Genomic DNA, 22365 nt, shown 5'->3' on the forward strand with positions numbered 1-22365 from the left:
GAGGGGTTCCACACGTACCCATCCCGAACACGACCGTTAAGCCCTCTAGCGCCGATGGTACTTGGACCGCAGGGTCCTGGGAGAGTAGGACGCCGCCAAGCAAAGAACCACTGCCGATGATGTTCGGTGGTGGTTTTTATTTTTTTATTTATTTATGCCATATTGATGCATCAGTATCCTTATTAAATGAAACATAAAACGGTCCATTTCAGGAAATCTTAACTTAAATAACCATCAAAGTAGGCGCGCCAGTCAGGATGAATGAGCGCTTATTTTGTTATATTATCAAAGCATGTCCACACAAGAAACACAGTTGTATACATGGGGAACTACACCTGATATATCCAAGCAGTTTCCCTTGACATTCTAAATATCGCTTTGCTAAGATGGACAATAATATATTTTCAGAAAACGTATTTTCGGCATAAAATACAGCCTGGAATCTTCGGGTTTTGGTCCGTAAAGCTGAGCAAACATAAGGAGGAACACTCGCGTGTGGGAAGATAAATTTGGTAAGGAAGGCTTCACCTTTGATGATGTATTGCTAGTGCCGCGGAAATCCGAGACACTGCCAAAAGAAGTAGACGTATCCGTTCGTTTGAGCGATAACGTCAAATTGAACATTCCATTGATTAGCGCAGGGATGGATACTGTTACAGAAGCGACATTGGCAATTGCAATTGCACGCGAGGGCGGTATTGGTATTATTCATAAAAATATGTCTGTTGAACAGCAAGCGGAAGAGGTAGATCGGGTTAAACGCTCAGAAAGCGGAGTTATTACTAATCCATTTTCATTGACTGCGGAGCATCTGGTATCCGACGCTGAAGCAGTTATGGCAAAATACCGGATTTCTGGTGTGCCTATTGTTGAAGGCGACCAGAAGCTTGTAGGTATCCTGACGAACCGTGACTTGCGTTTTATTCACGATTTCAATATCAAGATCAGTGAAGTTATGACGCATGAAAATCTGGTAACAGCGCCAGTTGGTACGACTTTGCAAGAGGCTGAAGTTATTTTGCAGAAGCATAAAATCGAGAAACTTCCATTGGTGGATGAGTCCAACACATTGAAAGGTCTTATCACCATTAAAGATATTGAAAAAGCAATTCAGTTCCCGCAAGCTGCTAAGGATGCGCAAGGTCGTCTTCTGGTCGGTGCTGCAATTGGTATTTCCAAAGACACCTTTGAACGTGCAGAGGCTCTTGTTAATGCGGGTGTAGATCTGATTACAGTTGACTCGGCACACGGACATCATGTTAACATCATCGACGCAGTTCGTCAGTTGCGTGAACGTTTCCCTGATCTGACCATCATTGCAGGTAACGTTGCTACAGGAGAAGCAACACGTGATCTGATTGAAGCGGGTGCATCTGTCGTGAAAGTCGGTATTGGACCAGGCTCCATCTGTACAACTCGTGTTATTGCAGGTATCGGGGTTCCGCAAGTGACGGCAGTATATGACTGTGCTACCGTAGCACGTGAGTACGGTGTACCTATTATCGCTGACGGCGGTATTAAATACTCTGGTGAGATCACCAAGGCTCTTGCAGCGGGAGCTCATGCAGTCATGCTGGGAAGCCTGTTCGCAGGAACAGCAGAAAGTCCGGGAGAAACGGAAATCTTCCAGGGACGCAGTTACAAAGTATATCGTGGTATGGGTTCGATGGCTGCAATGAAACAGGGCAGTAAAGACCGTTACTTCCAGGACGACGACAAAAAACTGGTTCCTGAAGGTATTGAAGGTCGGGTAGCTTACAAAGGACCTTTGTCCGACACAATTCATCAATTGATCGGCGGTTTGCGTTCGGGTATGGGATATTGTGGAACAAGCAACCTGGATCAATTGCGCAACGATACAAGCTTTATCCGTATTACAGGCGCTGGCCTTCGTGAGAGCCATCCGCATGATGTACAGATTACCAAAGAAGCACCTAACTACTCGTTGTAATGCGAAGAGAGTTAATCATTTCCAAGACAAGCCCGGCGAAAATCGCCGGGCTTGTCTTTTTTTGCGGATACCCCTGTGATAGAATAGAAAAAGCGGTGACCGTCCAAGAATGGATATGGGCGTTGCGGCGATTTTTTGATGTGATTCATTGCTGTACTATTTATATCTAAGTGGAGTCCGGTTTGACATATCCACGACAAGAAGAGCCGATATCTGATTAAGGTACATAAGCAATCGGCAAGATGCGAACGAAGTGATAATAGATCTGGACGTTAGAGCAAAGAACTTGCTCATTTCGATACAGCGCATATAACACAGATACACATCCAATTACACATGGACAGGGATTAAGAAAATGGGCAGCTTCAGCTGCACTGAGGCATCTCATTCAGAAGCTTCGGATCGAAGGGAGTATTCATCAATTGAAAGCCAAACACATGAATAAGAAGAAGCGTCAAATCCTCAAAAAGAGCGTAGCCTCCGTTATGCTGCTTAACATGCTGTGTATGTCTGCGGTAATGCCTGTGATGGCGGCAGCCAACAACTCTGGTCAGGTTTTGACGGCAGCGGCAACGACTACCAAAACATCAGCAAAGGCTGTAAGCATTCCGTCAGTTGATTCGCTTGGACTTGATGTGAGGTCAGCAGTTCTAATGGAAGCTTCCACAGGCGAGATCCTTTTGTCGGTTAATGCAGATAAAGCAATGCCGCCAGCAAGTATGACCAAAATGATGACTGAATATATCGTTGCTGAACAGGTCAAGCAAGGCAAATTTGGCTGGGACACTGTCGTTGAAGTGGGTAAGAATGCAGCGAAAAGTATCGGGTCCCGTATTTTCCTGGCTGAAGGTGACAAGCACACAGTGAAGGATCTGTATATCGCGATGGCGGTTGGTTCAGCGAATGATGCTACCGTTGCGCTCGCTGAGTTTGTTGCAGGTTCGGAGCAAGAGTTTGTGAAATTGATGAATGAAGAAGCCCAGCGTATGGGGATGAAGGATACTCATTTCATTAACTCCACCGGTCTGGACCGAAAAGATATGCCAGCCGAGTTCCGCCCTGCAGAAGACAAGGAAACAGTGATGTCTGCGATGGATGCAGCGATTCTATGCAGATATATTGTAAGAGATCACCCGGACTACAAGGATTTCACAACAATTCAATCCTACAAATTCCGTCCTAACGATAAAGCGCCGATTATCAACTATAACTGGATGCTGGAAGCGAATAAAAGTATAACCAACTTCAAAAGCTACGCCTACGAAGGTCTGGATGGCATGAAAACAGGCCATACAAGCAACGCAGGTAATAACTTCACAGGTACGGCTGAACGTAACGGCATGCGTCTGATCAGCGTAGTTATGGGCACTGATTCGGAATCCGCTCGTTTTAGAGAGACTAAAAAGGTGCTGGACTATGGATTCGACAATTTCGAGGTTAAACAAGCCGTTGCAGGTAAAACAAAAGTAACAGGCTGGGAATCGGTACCTTTGAAAAAAGGGAAAGAGACCTCCGTCCCGGTTGTTACAGATAATGCGGTAAGTTTTGTCGTGCCTAAAGGAACTCAGAACCTGGATGTTACATTCAAAGCAAGTGTAACTGAAGCGGACAAACTGGTGGCACCGATCAAAGCGGGCACCAAGGTTGGTACGGTAACGTACACTTACAAAGCAGAGGGAATGGAACCACAGGAGAAAACGGTGAACCTGATTACTGCTGAAGAGGCGGAAAAGGGTGGCTGGTTCCGTCTGTTCTTCCGTGCCATTAAAGATTTCTTCGTTGATCTGTTTGACGGAATCAAAAACCTGTTCTAACCGAAAAATACAAACTAATACTGAATGAGTGGATTGTATATTTACGTTTTTTAGGGTAAAATATCAAGTTAGAATTCGACGTATTAAAGTAAAAAAGTCTAAGGTTCTTTCATAAGGAAACAAGCAGTTCAATGCTTATTGAAAATGGGAGACAACACATACACTACGGGGGGCTTGGAATATGGAAACGGGAACATCACGCGTTAAAAGAGGTATGGCTGAAATGCAAAAAGGCGGCGTTATCATGGACGTCATGAACGCTGAGCAAGCTAAAATTGCGGAAGCTGCAGGTGCAACAGCAGTAATGGCACTTGAGCGTGTTCCTTCCGATATTCGTGCAGCAGGTGGAGTGGCTCGTATGGCCGATCCAACGATTGTGGAAGAAGTAATGAAGGTTGTAACGATTCCTGTTATGGCCAAAGCTCGTATCGGTCACTATGTAGAAGCTAAAGTGCTTGAGTCGCTGGGTGTGGATTACCTCGATGAGAGTGAGGTACTGACTCCTGCGGATGAAGTATTCCATATTGATAAACATGAGTTCACTGTACCGTTTGTATGTGGCGCAAAAGACTTGGGTGAAGCCCTGCGTCGTATTGGTGAAGGTGCGTCCATGATTCGTACCAAAGGTGAACCGGGAACAGGTAATATTGTTGAAGCGGTACGCCACATGCGTTTCATTAATGGCCAGATTCGTAAAGTGACGAATATGTCTAAGGACGAGCTGTATGCGGAAGCGAAAAACCTGGGCGTAGCTTACGAGCTTTTGCTGGATGTGCATGAGAACGGAAAATTGCCAGTGGTTAACTTCGCAGCGGGTGGCGTAGCCACTCCGGCAGATGCTGCACTCATGATGCACCTTGGAGCGGATGGGGTGTTCGTAGGTTCCGGTATTTTCAAATCCGACAGTCCTGAGAAGTTCGCACGTGCGATCGTTGAAGCAACAACACATTATACAGACTATAAATTGATTGCCGAGGTTTCCAAAAATCTCGGAGCGCCAATGAAAGGCATCGAAATTTCCAAACTTGCACCTTCCGAGCGTATGCAGGATCGCGGCTGGTAAGAGAAGGGGAAATATACATGAAGATTGGCGTTCTGGCACTTCAGGGTGCTGTTACAGAGCATATACGCAGTATTGAACGTGCTGGCGCAGAAGGTATAGCGATCAAGCAGGTTCAGCAGTTAGAAGAACTGGATGGCTTGATTCTGCCTGGTGGCGAAAGCACAACAATCGGCAAGCTGATGCGTAAGTACGGATTTATGGAAGCGATTCGTGCTTTTGCCGCAGAAGGCAAGCCGGTATTCGGAACCTGTGCGGGCTTGATCGTTATGGCTAAGCATATTCAGGGGCAGGATGAGGCTCATCTGGAGCTCATGGATATGACCGTGTCTCGCAATGCGTTTGGGAGACAGAGAGAGAGCTTTGAGACCGATCTGCCCGTCAAAGGCATTGATGAGACGGTACGTGCTGTATTTATACGCGCACCGTTGATTGAGAGTGTTGGCGATGGAGTAGAGGTTCTGTCAACCTATAACGATGAGATTGTGACAGCGCGCCAGGGTCATTTGCTTGCGTGCTCATATCATCCAGAGTTAACAGACGACTATCGTTTGCATGCTTATTTTGTAGACATGGCTAGAGCTTACAAACAATCTGCAGAAGCAAAATAAAGTATGATGGTACAACCTATGATCTCCCGGTCCTAGGATCACTCCTCAGCCGTTTGCTCAAGGCCGCTGCGGTAGCTGAATCTGGACGGATGCCTCATGTTGCTTGTAACTGCTGCATAGCGGGAATCGCAGCGGAAGGCGACACCGGGGACATAGGTTGTTTTTTCGGTTATTGATATGGATTAGGTTATAATAGATATATTGTTTATTTAATAAGAGTTCTACCTATAGGTTTGACATGAGGCCTGACATGCGGGCTTATCTAGGAGGGGTACGTAGTGCTTGATGTAAAAATATTGCGGAATGAATATGCACGAGTTGAAGAAGCATTGAATAACCGCGGTAAATCAGTTGATCTGATTGCAGGATTTACCGAATTGGACGCTAAGCGCCGGGAATTGCTGCAGGAGAGTGAGAACCTGAAGAGCCGTCGTAATACAGTGTCAGCAGAAGTAGCCAGATTGAAGAAAAACCGTGAGAATGCGGATGACCTAATTGTTGAAATGCGCGAAGTTTCCGATCGCATCAAAGCGATGGACGAAGAAGTCCGTGAGCTTGAAGTGAAGATCAACGATTTGACAATGGCGATCCCCAACATTCCTAATGAGAGTGTACCTGTGGGTGCATCTGAAGAGGACAATGTCGAAATTCGTCGCTGGGAAGAGCCAAAGTCGTTTGCCTTCACGCCTAAGGCGCACTGGGAGATTGCACAGGAGCTGGATATCCTTGATTTTGAAGCAGCCGCTAAAGTCACGGGTTCTCGCTTTACCTTTTACAAAGGATATGGGGCGCGTCTGGAGCGTGCACTGATTAACTTTATGATGGATTTGCACAGTGACCAGCATGGGTATGAAGAGATTTTGCCTCCATATATCGTCAATCGGGACAGTCTGTTTGGCACAGGGCAGCTGCCGAAGTTCGAAGAGGATCTGTTCAAGCTGAGAGATACGGAGTATTATCTGATTCCTACAGCAGAAGTGCCGGTAACGAACTACCATCGCGAAGAGATTTTGAATGCGGATGATCTGCCTAAGCATTTTGTGGCGTACAGCTCATGCTTCCGCTCGGAGGCCGGTTCGGCTGGACGTGATACTCGGGGCTTAATTCGTCAGCATCAGTTCAACAAGGTAGAGCTGCTTAAACTGTCCACACCGGAGACATCGTATGATGAGCTGGAGAAAATGACACAGAATGCAGAACGTGTATTGCAGCTGCTGGGATTGCCATACCGTGTATTGACGCTTTGTACAGCAGATATGGGCTTCACTTCAGCTAAAACGTATGATATCGAGGTATGGTTGCCAGAGAGCAACACGTACCGTGAAATTTCTTCCTGCTCCAACTGTGAAGATTTTCAGGCACGTCGTGCCAATATTCGTTTCCGCAGAGAGCCTAAGGCGAAGCCTGAATTTGTGCATACACTGAACGGTTCAGGATTGGCGGTAGGGCGTACGGTAGCAGCCATTCTGGAGAACTATCAGCAAGAAGACGGTACGGTGATTATTCCAGAAGCATTGCGTCCATATATGGGTGGACTTGAAGTCATCGCTCGCCGTAAATAGTCGAAGCTTGAAATAGCATAATCAACAAGTCATCTTAACTCCATTCGCCATTTGAGGGTGGCGGGTGGAACGGATGATTTGTTACAGTGCTGATGGCTGTTAAAATCAGGTGCTAACATAAAATTTAAATAAAAACTTGCATTACATCATTAATCTATGGTATGATACTTTTCGTGGCAAGTTTATAAAATGAATATATGGAGAGGTACCGAAGCGGTCATAACGGGGCGGTCTTGAAAACCGTTAGGGTGCAAGCCCACGTGGGTTCGAATCCCACCCTCTCCGCCATACTACACTTATAACAAGGATTCGAGCGATTATGCTCGGGTCCTTTTTTGATTTTTCCAAACTATGGTGTAAATATGAAAGCAGTTCAGTACCACTTCGTTCAGAAGTTCGCAGCATGCATAAAAACTGCGTTATTGCCGCACGTTATAGAAGTGGAGGTGGTTAAGATGAACCGCGAGCTGAACATAGATCAGAACGAACTTGTAGGTGCATGGCAGGACCGTTTGCCACAAGTCCTGAATGCAGGAGATCAGGCGCAGGTGATGGCCGATGAGGCCGATGAACAAGCGATTCGGATACACATTGCAACAGCGGGGCACGAGATGTACTCTTTTGATTTTAAATGTCAATATGTTGATTCTCGTGAGGTTAGCGTTGAGCTGGTTGATGTGGAACGGGATGGGCGGACAACAGATGAACGCACAGAGCCCATTCAAGAGCTCGCTCATGATTACACCAGACATATTCATGAATGTGCTCAGTCCCTGCAATCCATAACAAATTCCTAATGGAACCTGAAGGAGTTGGAAGTACATTGACCAAAGCGAAGGCAGGCGTAGATAAAAATTTGCAAAATGTCGTTGGAGATCTTGAACAGACTGGTGTGAACAGTCATCATGCCCAGCAAATACAGCAAGATACCAATGATCGTCGCCATCAGGATGCGTTAAATCACGATAAGACGGAGGACCGGGACCCATCCCATTCCTAAATACTATGATGAGGAGGCTTCTATATGAGTAAACCGAAAGCAGTCCCTGTACCGGAAGCTCAGGATAACCAGCAGCATCGTCATTCATCCAAACGCTCCTCGATGCAAGAACCCTTGTCCGGCTCCAAAAAGGTGAAAAATCAGAACCATGTGGATCACCTGAATCCACAAGGGTAATTCCATTCATTGCTGCTGAACAATGTGGCGTCACATAACAGAATGGATTAAATTTGAAAGTCCCTTGTTACCAAACAGGGGGCTTTTGCGTATTCATACATAAGTGAAAGACTAGCAGTCAGATCTTCCCGTACCTGACATAGGTCTTTGTAGCCATTTTCAAGATGAAAAATCACAATTTTCCCAAATTAGGTTTCAGTATCTGCCGGGATGGTATATCATTGATATTGAATTATTTTTTTGGGGTTATCACGAGAGGAGAGAAACAAATGACTAAACGCATGGGGGCGCTTCTTCTTACATTGTTGTTAACTGTATCTTTGGCTTTAACAGCATGTAGCAGCAAGCAGGAACCAAAGGAAGCATTGAAGACAGCAGCAGCGAATGCTTCCAAATTAACGTCGTATGAGATGAGTTCCAACTTTACAATTAATGAATTGAGCTATAAACCTGGTGATGCATCTCAGACAGATCCAAGCATGACTCAATTTATGAGTATGTTGAAGGATGCACAGTTGAACGTAACGGGTGTATATCAAAGCGAGCCAATGCAGACAGAGATGACCGTTGGCATCGAGCTTAAAGGCGATATGGGTATGACGTTTAACATTCCTATGGTTCTGACCAAAGAGAAATTGTACGTCAAAGTACCGAACATTCCGTTTTTCCCGATTCCGGAAAATGTCGTTAACAAATTCATTGAATTTGATCTGAAAAAACTTGCTGAGCAAGAGGGTACGGAATGGAACCCGGATGCACTGGATGCAGCCAAAACTCAGAAGCTGAGCAATGAGCTAATGGATGCAGTATTGGGTGAGTATGATCAAGCTAAATTTTTCAAAAACCTGGATACCAAAGATGCAAAACTGCCTGAGGGTGTAGATGCCAAACAGGTTGTACAATTCTCGGTGAACAATGACAATGTGAAGGAAGCTATTACTGTACTGGTAACTAAAGCGATGCCTAAGGTAATGGACATTGTATCCAAAGAAGAATATCGGGATATGCTGCAGCTGAGCCAAGAGGACATCGACAAAGCGAAAGAAGATCTGAAGATGAACGCAGCGGATCAAGCTGAAATGACCAAAGATCTGGATAAGCTGAATAACGTTCTGACGATCAATACATTTAACATTGATTTTGCTTTGGATAAAAATGATTTCCCGGTATATCAAAAAATGGTCGCTGACATGCTGATCAAACCGGAAGATACCAAAGACGAAATGAAGCTGGCTTTTACAGGCTCCAACACATACACGAAGATCAACCAAAAGCCGGAATTTAAAATCAATATCCCAACGGGTGACGATGTAATTACAATGGAAGAGTTCGAGGAGCTGCTGAATTCCTCCTACGGATATTAATATCTGAATTCTTGGCGAAACCGCCCGGATACTCAAGCGGAGAGATTCATTTCTCCCGCCTGGTATCCAGGCGGTTTTTTCGTATTTTAAAAACCGCACGCTCCCTCTAACGAGGAATGGTGCGGTTTTAATATGTAGAATCCTGACTTGGACAACTGCTTCAGCCATTACGGCTGCTGCACGTCTTCCAAATCCTCTGCGAGCACAGCATAGACCTGGTGATCCTGATACATGCCATTAATTTTTAAATATTTACGAGCGATACCCTCAGGCTGAAATCCGTTCTTCTCCAGAACACGCTGAGAGCCCTTATTAGTAGGCAATACTGCGGCCTGTATCCGGTTCAGCTTCAAGGCACGAAAGCCGTACGCCACCGCCAGCTTAACTGCAGCTGTCATGCGTCCACCGCCCTGATAATCCGGATGGATAAAATATCCCATGTCTGCGTAGTGGGCAACACCAAGTACCACATTGTTTAGACTGACTTGCCCTATAAGCATATCATCCTTGATTGTAAAAATGCCAAACTGATAACCTGTACCCTCGTCAGCAGCTTTCATCCGATCCTCAATCCGCCGAATCTGTGAATCCAGCGTATAAAAGTCATCATCCCGAACCGGTTCAACCGGCTGATAAGGGATACGTGTATGCTGAACCAATTCGAGATAGGCTTGTGCATCCTGAACAGCAAGCAGCCGAAGGCTTATGCCGTGAGCAGTATCATAGAGTGTGATTGCCATTGCAATAAACATCCTTTCTTGTGCATAATGTTTTCTTATGTTACAAGGTTATCCCTTTTTTCGCAACTTTCTAAAAAATTGGGTGAGCATCGTTGAGCATTCCGGCTGAAGCACGCCCGGGATGACTTCGGTACGGTGGTTAAACCGCGGTTCCTGAAGCAGATTCATTAACGTTCCCGCACAACCCGCCTTGGGGTCAGCTGTACCGAAGATAACACGGGGGACTCTGGACTGAACAATCGCTCCAGCACACATAGGGCAAGGTTCAAGTGTAACATAGAGAGAGCATTCTAATAACCGCCAGGCACCTATGGCTTCGCTGGCTTGGCGGATGGCAACCATCTCGGCATGGGCGGTTGAATCCAGTGTTGTTTCCCGCAGATTATAGCCGCGGCCGATAATTTCATTGTTGCGCACGATGACAGCACCGATGGGCACCTCACCAAGCGCTTCTGCTTTCTGCGCTTCTGCGATAGCCTGCCTCATCCAATGCTCGTGCTGTTTTTGTTCTGTAAGCTCCAACTGGCAAAATGGGTCATTCATGGATAAAAAACTCCTTCCAATAACGTTTATACAACGAACAAATATTCGGGTTGTTAACATACTGTGTATAGAATTGTGGATAACTAAGCAGTTGCACACATAGTTATAAACATACTATCCACAAGCCTGTGGATTTGTGTGCAAATATAGTGATTTATTTCATTGTAGATCATATTAGATCATAGTAATCGCAAAATACTACGAAATTCGATTTTGCCGCTTGGGCGGTAACTTCTGGGCAAAGGGCAATTCTCCTTTTCAAATAGTCACACAAGCGTTATGATGGATATAGGTTTTGCCATATATCGCCAGAGGGCATAAGCCAAGAGGTGAAAAGCGAATTTGTCTATTAAAACGAAATTATCGATGATTATGTCGTGCTCGGTGCTTGTTATTTTGATATTAAATATTGCACTGAGTTATTATACTACAGAAGAGAATCTAAGGCAGGATAGCGAGAACAAGATGGTGCTCACCGCGAAGCAGATCGCTATTTCCGTAGAACAGAATCAATACAGCTCGGATTATGTCAAACGGCAGATTGGCAACAATCTGTGGCTTGCTTCCATGATGGCAGCAAATGAACTGGATCCCGACATCAAAAATATTACGAATGAAGATTTGGTGCGTTTAAGCCACAAGGTAGGAGTCTCCCATATATCACTTCTGGAACAGACAGATGATGACATCGTTGTCAGCCGTTCCTCTGACCCAAGAGAGATCGGGTTGTCTACAAAATCGATGTCATACTGGTATCAGGCTTTTAAGCAATTATTTGACAAGCAGCAGGTAACGATTCCTGAAGGGCAGAAGCTGGATCATTTCTGGTCAGACGGTTTCGAGTATTCGACATCCAGTCCGACAGATATTGACATCTGGGGATATTACCATGATGGAAAGAGAAACTACATAATCAATCCCTTCTATAATAATGCTGAAGTTGATGACTATGTGAAAATCTCGAGTCCGGATGAGATATTAAACAAAATTCGTGAAGTCAATCCTTCCATACTGGAGATTACAGGCATTAATCCGCTCACTTTTGCCAGCCCGGATATGAGTGAAGACGGGAGAGATACAAACTTTAGCAAGCTGAATAATAGGCCGATCCGTTTTGGTACATATCAATATGGCTCGGTGGACGAAGACCATCGGGCTGTCGTACGTGCTGTTCGTACCGGTCAGAATGTGTCATTTGTAAGTGAAACTCATGATCAGAAGGTGCTGAAGAATTTCATTCCGATTTTCACACCGAATAAGCCCTCTTATGTCATCAGTATTGTCATGGACTACAAACAAATATCCTCCATGGTGTCCGAGCAATTGGTCAGCCATGCGTCGATATCACTTGTGTTGCTGGAGATTGTGATCTTTGGGAGCTACTTGCTCGCAGGGTACATTACACGTCCGATCCAGTCTATTCTGGGCAAGGTTAATGATGTGGCAGATGGACATTTTGATTTTCGTCTGAAAATAAAGCGCAAGGACGAGCTAGGTCAGCTCGCCAATCGGATTAACGCGATGATTAGAAACCTGGGCCACTATACAAGCCGTCTGAAACAGATGTATGAAGAGAATCGGGCGGTCAAGGAACATCTGGAGTCCATCATTAATCAAACGGCAGATGCGATTCATATTACGGATCTTGAAGGGAAAGTGCTCAGGGTCAATCGGGCATTTGAACAACTATACGGCTTCCGGAGCCGTGAAGTGGAAGGACGTCTGCTAAAGATCATTCCACCAGAGGCTGCGGAAGAGATGGCACGTCAGCATGCACAACTGATTGAGGGTCTTTCGATTACGTCGAATGAAACCGTCTGGATGAAAAAAGACGGGACACGAGTAGAGGTTAGTGTAAGTACAGCTCCTGTTCGTGATGAGGCAGGGGAGATTACAGCACTTATCAGTGTCTCAAGGGATATTACTAACCGCAATCGCATGGAGGAGCTGCTGAGACGGTCAGAGAAGTTGACCACTGTGGGTCAGCTTGCTGCTGGGGTAGCCCATGAAATCCGCAACCCGCTTACAACGCTGCGTGGTTTCTTGCAGCTTCAACAGCAAAGCAACAAGCTGAATCACCGTCATCTGGATCTGATGTTATCCGAGCTTGACCGGATCAATCTGATTGTGGGCGAGTTTCTGATTCTGGCGAAGCCACAGGCGGTTCATTTTCAGGACAGGGATGTTCGCTTTATTCTAGGAGATGTTATCTCACTGCTGGACAGTCAGGCCCATCTGCATGGGGTGGAGTTTGTACTGCGTGCTTCATCGGATTCAGCTATGGTACACTGTGAAGAGAATCAGCTCAAGCAAGTATTTATCAATGTGCTGAAAAATGGTATGGAGGCTATGCCTAACGGAGGAAGCATCTATATCAAATTGAAGCTTGACGAGCAGGCAAAACGGGTACGAATCGAGATCAGGGATGAAGGAATCGGTATCCCTGAAGAAATGATGCCAAAGCTGGGAGAGCCGTTTTTCACCAACAAGGAATCGGGTACAGGGCTTGGTCTTATGGTGAGCCAGCGCATTATTCAATCCCATAAGGGTATGATGGATATTAAGAGCGCCCTTAACAGGGGTACAACTGTTATTATCGAACTGCCGGCCTCCGAGCAGCAGACAACATTACCGGAGGCAGATCAGCCTGCGGAAGAACAACAACCAGATGAAGAGAACTAGATGAGGTGAGATGACCTTTTGCGTATTAATAAATTTATTAGTGAGACAGGCTACTGCTCCCGGAGAGCGGCCGACAAGCTGATCGAAAGCGGTCAGGTGACCATCAACGGCATTCAGGCAGAGCTTGGCAGTCAGGCAGAAGAAGGCGATGATGTACGTATCAATGGCAAGCCGATTAGCGAGAAGAAAAAACATGTATATATTGCGCTGAACAAACCAGTAGGCATCACAAGTACGACAGAGCAGCATATTCAAGGGAATATCGTTGATTTCGTAGGTCACGATGAACGAATTTTTCCTATTGGCCGTTTGGACAAGGATTCAGAAGGTTTAATTCTAATGACCAATGACGGGGATATCGTTAATCGGATTCTGAGATCAGAGGGCCGACACGAGAAGGAATATATCGTTACGGTGGATCGAACCATAACGCAGAGCTTCCTTCGAGGTATGAGTACAGGAGTCAAGATTTTAGGCGAGATGACTCTTCCTTGTACGGTGACCCGGATGACAGATCGTGTATTCCGCATTATCCTGACAGAAGGAAAGAATCGCCAGATCCGGCGCATGTGCAGTGCATTTGGCTATGAGGTTCGCAAGCTGAAGCGGGTGCGTATTATGAATATTCATCTTGGAGAACAGGCAACAGGATCATGGAGAGAGCTTACTGCTGCGGAGAAGTCTGAGCTGGGCAGTTTGCTGAACTATACGCTGGAATAAAGACTTTTAGCATATGGCAATATGATTTCGGGTTCGTCGAGCTCGGAATGAATTCAAAGACGAAGCACTGTTCCCTTAATGGGACGGTGCTTTTTGGTTTGGCGGCACCATGTGGTTGAACACCTTCGATGGAGGGAGCGTCATCTCATCATGTCAAAACAAAAAAACCGCTCTCCTGTACCCAAGGAGAACGGTTTGCCATGCCATATGTGCTGAGAGCGTCTAGTTGCCGCCTCCAACGGATTTTACATTGGTGTTGTTACTTTGATACTTCCGGATAATAGACACTTCTACACGGCGATTCTGTGATCTTCCGGCATCTGTTTCGTTACTGGCAATGGGATGGTATTCCCCGTATCCGCTAGGTGTGAACTTTGCAGGGTCCAGATTGGTGTTCAACAAGAGGATTTTCAGGAAATTCAGCGCTCGATCTGCACTCAGGTCCCAGTTATCCTTGTATTGGTTATTCGAAATGGGTACATTATCTGTATGACCCGATACGACAACCTCGTATTCCGGGAACTCCTGCAACATGCTGGAGATTGCCTTGGCAAGGGAACGTGATTCAGGCTTTACATCTGCTCGACCTGAGGAGAACAGGGCCTTGTCACTGATGGTGATTTTCAGCTCAGACTGATTAAGCTTGGTGTTCAGCTGGTCTGAAAGTCCATTGGAAGCAATATACTTGTCGAGCTGCTTCTTGAGCTTCTCCAGATCTTCCTGTTCCTTCTGAGCCATCTGGGCATCTGTAATCTGAGCAGGCGTTTTCTTTGTAATCTCCTCCGGGACTTCCTTGTTCTTGCCGAGATCAGTACTGGAATCCGTCGGATTCATCGAAGTATGATCCAGAACGCCAGAGCCGCCGTTCAGTGCGCTGCTTAATGCCGATGCCATCTGCTCAAATTTGGCCGCATCAAGCGAACTCATGGAGAACAGGGTAATAAACAAAGCCAGCAGCAGAGTCATCAAGTCAGAGTAGGGAAGCAGCCAGCTTTCGTCAGCATGCTCCTCATGTGGTTCGTGCTTCTTAGCCTTTTTCACCTGATGATCCCTCCTTCTCTTCCAGTTGTTTACGTTCGGAAGGTGTCAGGAATACAGATAACTTCTGATTAATGGCGATGGTAGACACACCGGATTGGATAGACAAAAGTCCCTCAACCATCATTAGCTTGATCTCCATCTCTTTCTTGGACATCCGCTTCAGCTTGTTGGACATCGGGTGCCATAATACATAACCACTAAAGATACCGAGAAGCGTTGCGATAAAGGCAGCCGCGATTGCATGAGATAGCTTCTCCATGTCACTCAGGTCGGCTAGTGCGGCAATGAGGCCAACAACGGCCCCGAGGACCCCAAGTGTTGGTGCGTACATCCCCGCTTGGGAGAAGATCAATGCACCGCCGCGGTGCCTTTCTTCGGTTGCGTGAATATCTTCCATCAGTACATCACTGACGAATTCCTGGTCGTTACCATCAATGATCATCCGCATACCGCTGCGAAGGAACTGATCATCAATCTCTTCTACTTTTGATTCCAGTGCAAGCAAGCCTTCACGACGGGTGGTGGAAGCCCAATCCATAAATGTGCCAATCAGAGAAACGCGGTCAATCAGTTGTTGCTTTTTGAAAATGATACCGAAAAGCTTCGGGATCTTCTTAACCTCAGACATAGGGAACGCCATAAAGATGGTTCCTGCTGTACCAACGAAGATAATAACGTAAGCAGCAGGGTTATTAACCAGGTTGATCAGGGGTGCTCCTTTCAGGAACATACCAAGTACAAGGGAGACCAAACCCAAAACTAGTCCGATAATCGTTGAAATTTCCATCATACACCTCATCCATGAGATAAAATTGAATCCTTTCAAGCGGCTGAATTCGGGCTTCCGGACGAACGTAACGCCGCAATCCGCTGCATGTCTGACGCCCCTCGGGGCAGCCAAAACGATTGAAACGGTCATGTATAGTATTTATCGACCAAAGGGCCTTTTTTTTTAAGGGTTATTTTCAGGTATAATAAGATCAAATCCGCACCTTCGGGAGCCAGTGGGAGTGAAAAGTCAATGGGCGTAAAGCATGGACGTGATTATGAAGGAATATTGACAGATTTAACAGCGGCCATCGGACGTATACCGGATCGCTATGTTTTCTTCGAGATGGATGCAGAAGAGTGGGGAAGGCTGGGGGAACCAGAGCAGCTGGAGGTGGATGAGGCACTGGCCGAAGATCTATTCTATGCGCTCGGTGAAGAGTCAGTTATTCCAGTGGGGAGCGGTGTCGTAATTTATGATAAGGACCAGCACCGGATTCATATTTTGATTGGAGAAGAAGAGCTGACGTTTGTACCTTTGATCTGAATATCGTAACGGATTAACAACATGCCTTATGCTTCAAGGCTCTGAGCCGTCTGTTCTATGGATTTTGACGCTTTGACGTGATAAGATGATACTCATGAAAAAAGGCTTTCGCAGGGCGGAGCCTGCCTTTAGGGCTGCATCAGCAGCAGAAAAGGTGTCGATGGTCATGCGGATGCAAATCCGCGATGTCTCATCATATGGGGAGGAAGATAACGCATGGTTTTTTCGCAAGAGGAAGTCGAAGCTCATCTGGGAAGGCTGGAAGGCTGGGAACTGGAAGAGGGACGGTGGATTGTCCGTAAATTTGTGTTCTCTAACTATATGAAAGGGATTGCATTTGTAGACGAGGTCGCAGCGATTTCGGAAGCATTCAATCATCATCCTTTTATCACCATTGATTATACAACCGTTACGCTGCGTCTGACTTCATGGGATGAAGGCGGCATTACGTCGGTCGATATTAAAGAAGCAGAGCAATACAATGAGGCTTTTGAGAAAATGAGAACAGAATAAGCTGCCGCAGCATCGGTCTGCGGGGAAAATGTTCAGAGCAAACAGCCCAAAGGCCCTTGTCTCCCGGTTGGGAAATGAGGGCCTTTGGGCTACCCATAAGAAGGGCGGGCTTATTTCTTCTCTGCGAGCCACATTGCGATGTGGGCAATTTCCTCATCCTGCAGTCGGCCTTTGAAGGAAGGCATGCCGCCTTTACCTTTGACAATAGTAGAATAGATTTTCTCTACATCGTCCTTACTGCCAATGTTTGCAAGAGCCGGACCTACGCCACCTTGAAGCTGGTCACCATGACAGGAAATACAGTTGGCTTTCACCAGTGTCTCGGCCTGTCCAGCGTCCATAGTGACTTCAGGCATGGTTGGCTTGGCTTCTTGAGCCACTTCCTCTTTACCTGGAAGCGTAAACATTAAAACAATAGCTAAAGCACATGCTGCAAAAAATACCCCGCTCATGATCCATTTGTGCATCCCTTATGTCCCCTCCAGAATGTAAGATCATCTAACCCAAACTATCCCTATCATTATAACGGAAGCTGTCGATACATCATAGCATTTTGTGGTAATTTTTTGAACGAATCACAAAAGAGAGATAAATTGAAACGATTTTAGTTATTCATTTACGTTCTCGGACCCTCATATACCATGCAATGAAAGGGCTTTAGCCCGCTTGGTGTTTGACGTTCATATGTATCATGGATGACAAAGCCGCTCTTCTGATAAACACGGATGGCACGATTGTTCCAGGTTAGTACTTCAAGATCGATGTCATTGGACGGATTCCGGCGTATAGCTTCCTGCACGATTGCAGCAACAAACGCAGTCCCTAGACCTTGACCGCACTTCTCTGGATGCATGCCGAGGCCAATACGTGTTACGCCCTGGAGAGGGAAAAATTGGGCAAATCCACAGACCTGCTCCTGTTGATCCAGGACGATAGCATACTGCTCTTGGCGAAGCTGTGCATCTCCAAATTCGACTTCCAATGCTTTCATCTGCTCCCAGGGAAGCCAGCTATAAATATTGTAAGGTGGATCATACTGCCATCCACATATAAGTTCTGCGTGTGTTTCCTCCATAGGCACGACATGGTACGCCACAGGGGTTCCATTCATATAACAATGCACACTCCTTTCGTTGTTACTCATTCTCTGTTCACTCTACAAAAGAGCGATTCATTTGACAAGACTCCCGCTCTGACCAAAAAAAGTGAAACAAAAGTTAAACTCATTCCGTTTATATTATAAAGGGATGGGTAAAAACATCATAAGGGCACGGACAGACGAAGTAAAATAAATGTGTTGGTTCAGGAACGCAGACACGAGTTGCCGCATCAGCTACCACACAGGATCAGGAAGCACAAAAAAACCGCCGGATACATTCCTGCGGAGAATGTACCGGGCGGTTCGATGGGTTGCTTCGTATTTCGTTCCAGTATAGTTCATGATTCCAGCATCATGTTGATTACAGCTTGTCCCTATTCGAGGGCCAGTGACTCATATGCGTCCGTGCTCATAATCCGTTTAGCGCCAATGTAACGGTTAGCCCAGTAATCTTCACTTAAAGAGCTGATGGTTACACCTTTAGAAGAAGAAGAATGTGCAAATTTTCCACTACCAACGAAAATACCTACGTGAGATACGCCTTTACCTGTTGTGTTGAAGAATACCAGATCACCAGGTCTCATCTCCATGCGGGATACGGAATCACCCATGTCATATTGAGAGCTGGATTGGCGAGCCAAATCAATACCTAGTTTGTCGAATACATACCTTGTAAATCCGGAGCAGTCAAAACCGTCAAGCGTTGTGCCTCCGCTTTTGTATGTAGTTCCCATTGCTGAATCAATAACTTTATCCATCTTAGAATCTGCAAATGCGCTGCCTGCACCAAGTGATAATGCAAATGTGAGGCTAAGTACCGCTGCGGTCAATTTCTTCTTAAACAAGTGATATACCCCTTCCAACGCCTGCGAGGTTAGCTTAAGGATTCGGTTGAAGGTCCCCTATGATCCCTCTGTATCAAGATCAATTCACCCATAACTGGTTCCCCCGCTTCCCAGGTGCCAGGAATTTGGCTATGCTAGTTATGCACCTGAAAAAACGAACGATAATTTAATTTTAAGGATTTAATTTTAAGTTGTTACAAATAAGGATTTAAAGATTACAAAGTTGTTACTAAAAACTCACTGCGCTTATTGTACCAGAGGAGTGGGGCTTTGGCAACGTTTAGCAGTAAAATTAGCAAAAAAAACCTCGACCTTTGACGGGGAAAGGTCGAGGTTTGCGTATTTATACATAATAAAGCATCAATGATTTAACATGAGATGGTAACAATTTTTCATTTTGTAAACGGTTTATCGATCATCCTTGGAAAATGTGGACTGCCATACGCGGAAGTGTGTACACACTTTCCATAAGCTGAGCAGGCTGCGGGCAAGTGGATAAGATTGCTGAAGGATCAGCCCGGTAAGACCGGTAAGGAACCATGACGCCGATGTGAATGCACCAAAAATCAGGAGATGAATGAGTCCCAGCATCAGTGCAATCCCGATGATCAGTAAGGTGCGGCGTACAGCAATCCATAAGCCCTTGAACGTTCCGTGAATACCGCCCTCCCCTTCCGGAGCCGAAGCGCCAAACTGCATATAGAGCATCGTATGATGTACAATCCATCCGTAGATGATCCACCCGGCAGCATAAGGAAGGGCTGGCAGAAGTAAATGAAGAGAATGAAAGCTGTCCATTAGTATGGAATACAGCTTTGGTATGAGCCAGTACGCCGGAAGTAATAACAGCAACGTACGTACGGTGTGCAGGAGCAGCATCGGTTTCCATAACTGTTTGATGCCACGGACAAAAGGAATTCGCTCTTCTGATGCATTAAAATGCTGCAGGGAATAGAGCAGGCCAGCCTGGAAGAGCGGGCTGATCAGCATGCGAAGCAGCAGCATACCGCACAGAATCCACAGATAGCGCTGAACCTCAGGGCCGGACAGGCTTAGCTGACTCTCCATTTTGAACAAAAGTGTGCTCAGTTCCCCCGCATCCTCTGTAGGATAACGCAGCAGGAGAGGAACTACTGCTGATTGAATCAGCCGATAAATAAAGTACCCCCATATGAGCTGATAGATAAATAGAAGTGCGGCAATAAACATATGCTGACGGACGAGAAACCAGCCCTCACGAATTTTAGCTTTCATGTCTCCACCTCACCATGACAGACCTCCGAATATAACTTCAATGAATTTCGCAGCGCTCATGCTCCAGCGGGATTTGGTTTGCTCGTCCAGTCCGGCTCTCAAAAAATTGTTCATGTGTCGATTCTCCAGCACGATGTCGTACAAAGGGTCCGTCATTGCCCAACTGACAGGCGAGGTATACGTAAGCTTATACGTGATACGTTCCTCCTTGCCATCCCATTGCTTGGCTAAAGTATGACCATCTTCAAAGGCGATCCGAATCGGGATGTCTGGATAATCACTGCCTTTTTTGACGATAGTGATTACCGACTCATACAGTGTCTTGCCATCTTTCTGAAGAGGGGCGACCTGAATTCTCTCCACGGCGAAATCAGCCATGCCGTTGTTATAGATGTATTGGTCAAAGTAATCTGCCCAGGAGGTGGCAGTGACTTGCTCGACTACCTTTTGGAAATCAGCTGTTGAAGGATGTTTAAAACGATATTTTTTGACATAGGTGGAGAGAATGCGTTCCATTTTTTTGGCTCCGACTTGCTGTTCAATACCAAGCAGCACAAGCTTGCCTCGGGTATAGACGTTGGATGCGTATTGATTCTGGGAGTCGAATTGCCAGGAAGGCTGCGTTAAGGGAGCAGGAGAAGTGATCAACCCCGATTGTACAGGCAGGTTCGGAATCAGCCCGTACTCTTGCTCCATCAACTTGTCTTCTGCGTACGAAGTGAACCCTTCATCCAGCCAGGCTTCTTCGAATTCATTGCTCGCAACCATGCCATAGAAGTATTGATGTCCGATCTCATGTACAACCGTACGCTCCAGATCATAACCCGGTGTTGAATCATCCGCGCCAAAGGCTGTAATCAAGGTCGGATACTCCATCCCGCCTGCGCCGTTTGCTGCTTTGGGCGGGACAACGATAGACAAGGTAGCATACGGATAGGGACCGAACCACTTGCTGTAATTGGACAATGCCGCTTTGGCAGCAAAGAGATAACGTTCCTTTAAATCCTGATGTGCCGGGTCGAGATACAGTTTAATGCGAACACCGGGTACGTTGGGGGCGGAGAAGGGCTCCTCGGCGTAGACGAAATCCGGTGAGGCTGCCCAAGCGAAGTCATGTACATCATCGGCATAAAATTGATAGATTTTCTCGCCGTTTTTCAAGATTGCCTGTTGGGTCGGAAAACCGGTTGAGGCCACCTTGTATGTCTCAGGTACCCGAATACGCACACTGTAGATGCCAAAGTCGGCATAGAATTCGGAATTGCCATGGTACTGGTGCAGGTTCCAGCCTTCGGTTGTACGACCCCGTCTGCCTGCCGGTTCATACGCACTGAGCTTGGGGAACCACTGGCCTGCCATCACAAAATCATCCGTTTTGCCCATGCGTGCAAAAATTTTCGGCAAAGTAACTTCGAATTTGGTGCGGATCGTGATGCTTTCTCCACCTTTGACCGGTTTAGGCAGCCGAACCTTGATCAGCGTTTTATCTTTGATGTTTCCGTCGTCAGGCTGTACATACTGCATCCGGTGCAGCAGGGAGAGCCCGTCCTCCGTTTGCATATCTACTATTTTCATGGAGCCATAACCGTTCGCTGGCATCACATCCCCGCGGAGCTTTCCGCCGGATTCCTTCATAAATGTAGAATCTGCTGAGGAGAATGCGTTAGGGTACATATGAAAATAAAGCTCGTTCACCGTTTTTTTACCTGGATGGGTCCAGGTGATCGTCTGAGCGCCTTGCAGCAAGTTTCCATCGGTCAGCTTCACATCCATGTGGTATTCCACCACACGGTTGCTGTATACCTCGGCCGTAGGAGACTGCACGCTTTCCGGGGGAGCGGGCGCTGCGGCTTTGGCCTGGGGCTTGCCCGATTCCGGAGCGAGCACAGGCGATTCAGATGAAGTGGTGCGATCATAACCGAACGTGATCCATAATCCTCCGGCAAGCAAACAAAAGGCCAGGGATACAGTGAGCCAGCTCTTGGCGCGTCGTGGAATCATCGATAAATACCTCCCGTTGACAAGCATCTACAGCATGTATATGTTTGCAATGGGCCAATTATTAGTTAAAATA

Annotated in this window: 22 protein-coding genes, 1 tRNA gene, 1 rRNA gene and 1 riboswitch; of the genes, 15 read left to right on the plus strand and 9 right to left on the minus strand. The window is 46.3% G+C overall.

What is annotated here, in order from left to right:
- The 11 genes from rrf to IEW26_RS29000 form a co-directional block, all read left to right on the plus strand.
- Positions 1-101, plus strand: a 5S ribosomal RNA gene (gene rrf / locus IEW26_RS28950); the annotation flags it as partial.
- A 392-nt stretch (positions 102-493) separates the two neighbouring features.
- Positions 494-1951, plus strand: a complete 1458-nt coding sequence (gene guaB / locus IEW26_RS28955) for an IMP dehydrogenase (protein ID WP_188594870.1) — start codon at positions 494-496, stop codon at positions 1949-1951.
- Positions 1952-2373: 422 nt separating this feature from the next.
- The gene (locus IEW26_RS28960; RefSeq protein ID WP_188594871.1) at positions 2374-3765 is read left to right on the plus strand and encodes a D-alanyl-D-alanine carboxypeptidase family protein; all 1392 of its coding nucleotides are present in this window, start codon (positions 2374-2376) and stop codon (positions 3763-3765) included.
- 181 nt (positions 3766-3946) lie between these two features.
- Entirely contained in the window at positions 3947-4828 is an 882-nt protein-coding gene (pdxS, locus tag IEW26_RS28965; protein ID WP_024628815.1) for a pyridoxal 5'-phosphate synthase lyase subunit PdxS, read from the plus strand.
- 17 nt (positions 4829-4845) lie between these two features.
- On the plus strand, positions 4846-5436 hold the full coding sequence (gene pdxT, locus IEW26_RS28970) for a pyridoxal 5'-phosphate synthase glutaminase subunit PdxT (protein WP_188594872.1): 591 nt from the start codon (positions 4846-4848) through the stop codon (positions 5434-5436).
- A 278-nt stretch (positions 5437-5714) separates the two neighbouring features.
- A complete protein-coding gene (gene serS, locus IEW26_RS28975) occupies positions 5715-6998 on the plus strand; it encodes a serine--tRNA ligase (RefSeq protein ID WP_188594873.1) in 1284 nt (427 codons plus the stop codon).
- A 199-nt stretch (positions 6999-7197) separates the two neighbouring features.
- A tRNA-Ser gene (locus IEW26_RS28980) sits at positions 7198-7286 on the plus strand.
- Positions 7287-7453: 167 nt separating this feature from the next.
- Complete coding sequence (locus tag IEW26_RS28985) at positions 7454-7795, plus strand: hypothetical protein (protein WP_111272726.1); 342 nt, start codon at positions 7454-7456, stop codon at positions 7793-7795.
- 26 nt (positions 7796-7821) lie between these two features.
- A complete protein-coding gene (locus IEW26_RS28990; protein WP_186323241.1) occupies positions 7822-7998 on the plus strand; it encodes a hypothetical protein in 177 nt (58 codons plus the stop codon).
- Between the two features lie 24 nt (positions 7999-8022).
- Positions 8023-8175: a small acid-soluble spore protein P gene (locus IEW26_RS28995; protein WP_111272727.1), complete on the plus strand. Its 153-nt coding sequence runs from the start codon at positions 8023-8025 to the stop codon at positions 8173-8175.
- A 269-nt stretch (positions 8176-8444) separates the two neighbouring features.
- Positions 8445-9539: a hypothetical protein gene (locus IEW26_RS29000; RefSeq protein WP_111272728.1), complete on the plus strand. Its 1095-nt coding sequence runs from the start codon at positions 8445-8447 to the stop codon at positions 9537-9539.
- 167 nt (positions 9540-9706) lie between these two features.
- Here the strand turns inward: IEW26_RS29000 and IEW26_RS29005 are convergent, their stop codons facing one another.
- Together IEW26_RS29005 and tadA are read right to left on the minus strand one after the other, a co-directional pair.
- A complete protein-coding gene (locus IEW26_RS29005; RefSeq protein WP_145406653.1) occupies positions 9707-10279 on the minus strand; it encodes a GNAT family N-acetyltransferase in 573 nt (190 codons plus the stop codon).
- 48 nt (positions 10280-10327) lie between these two features.
- Complete coding sequence (tadA, locus tag IEW26_RS29010; RefSeq protein ID WP_188594874.1) at positions 10328-10822, minus strand: tRNA adenosine(34) deaminase TadA; 495 nt, start codon at positions 10820-10822, stop codon at positions 10328-10330.
- A gap of 342 nt (positions 10823-11164) precedes the next feature.
- Here tadA and IEW26_RS29015 point away from each other — a divergent pair, with 342 nt between their 5' ends.
- Positions 11165-13504, plus strand: a complete 2340-nt coding sequence (locus IEW26_RS29015) for a sensor histidine kinase (RefSeq protein WP_188594875.1) — start codon at positions 11165-11167, stop codon at positions 13502-13504.
- Between the two features lie 18 nt (positions 13505-13522).
- On the plus strand, positions 13523-14224 hold the full coding sequence (locus tag IEW26_RS29020) for a pseudouridine synthase (protein ID WP_188594876.1): 702 nt from the start codon (positions 13523-13525) through the stop codon (positions 14222-14224).
- Positions 14225-14446: 222 nt separating this feature from the next.
- Here the strand turns inward: IEW26_RS29020 and motB are convergent, their stop codons facing one another.
- Both motB and motA read right to left on the minus strand, forming a co-directional pair.
- Positions 14447-15265: a flagellar motor protein MotB gene (gene motB / locus IEW26_RS29025; RefSeq protein ID WP_188594877.1), complete on the minus strand. Its 819-nt coding sequence runs from the start codon at positions 15263-15265 to the stop codon at positions 14447-14449.
- Positions 15252-16052, minus strand: coding sequence for a flagellar motor stator protein MotA (gene motA / locus IEW26_RS29030; protein ID WP_111272734.1), 801 nt, complete (start codon positions 16050-16052; stop codon positions 15252-15254). Before motA ends, motB begins: the two co-directional genes overlap by 14 nt.
- A 234-nt stretch (positions 16053-16286) precedes the next feature.
- Here motA and IEW26_RS29035 point away from each other — a divergent pair, with 234 nt between their 5' ends.
- The gene (locus IEW26_RS29035) at positions 16287-16580 is read left to right on the plus strand and encodes a hypothetical protein (RefSeq protein WP_111272735.1); all 294 of its coding nucleotides are present in this window, start codon (positions 16287-16289) and stop codon (positions 16578-16580) included.
- Between the two features lie 216 nt (positions 16581-16796).
- Positions 16797-17093 (plus strand): 4a-hydroxytetrahydrobiopterin dehydratase, encoded by a 297-nt coding sequence (locus IEW26_RS29040; RefSeq protein ID WP_111272736.1) that lies wholly within the window; start codon positions 16797-16799, stop codon positions 17091-17093.
- 110 nt (positions 17094-17203) lie between these two features.
- Here the strand turns inward: IEW26_RS29040 and IEW26_RS29045 are convergent, their stop codons facing one another.
- The 5 genes from IEW26_RS29045 to IEW26_RS29065 all read right to left on the minus strand — a co-directional run bounded on the left by IEW26_RS29045 (position 17204) and on the right by IEW26_RS29065 (position 22292).
- Entirely contained in the window at positions 17204-17560 is a 357-nt protein-coding gene (locus tag IEW26_RS29045) for a c-type cytochrome (protein ID WP_111272737.1), read from the minus strand.
- A 149-nt stretch (positions 17561-17709) separates the two neighbouring features.
- Complete coding sequence (locus IEW26_RS29050) at positions 17710-18204, minus strand: GNAT family N-acetyltransferase (protein ID WP_188594892.1); 495 nt, start codon at positions 18202-18204, stop codon at positions 17710-17712.
- 362 nt (positions 18205-18566) lie between these two features.
- Positions 18567-19037 carry a C40 family peptidase gene (locus IEW26_RS29055; protein WP_188594878.1) on the minus strand — a complete coding sequence of 157 codons (471 nt, stop codon included), beginning with the start codon at positions 19035-19037 and terminating at the stop codon, positions 18567-18569.
- A gap of 3 nt (positions 19038-19040) precedes the next feature.
- A riboswitch (cyclic di-AMP (ydaO/yuaA leader) is annotated at positions 19041-19178 on the minus strand.
- Between the two features lie 267 nt (positions 19179-19445).
- Positions 19446-20291 carry a hypothetical protein gene (locus tag IEW26_RS29060; RefSeq protein WP_188594879.1) on the minus strand — a complete coding sequence of 282 codons (846 nt, stop codon included), beginning with the start codon at positions 20289-20291 and terminating at the stop codon, positions 19446-19448.
- Positions 20292-20300: 9 nt separating this feature from the next.
- A complete protein-coding gene (locus IEW26_RS29065; protein ID WP_188594880.1) occupies positions 20301-22292 on the minus strand; it encodes a M1 family metallopeptidase in 1992 nt (663 codons plus the stop codon).
- Positions 22293-22365: the final 73 nt, after the last annotated feature.

This window comes from Paenibacillus silvae (assembly GCF_014639235.1).
GTDB classification, from domain to species: Bacteria; Bacillota; Bacilli; order Paenibacillales; family Paenibacillaceae; genus Paenibacillus; species Paenibacillus silvae.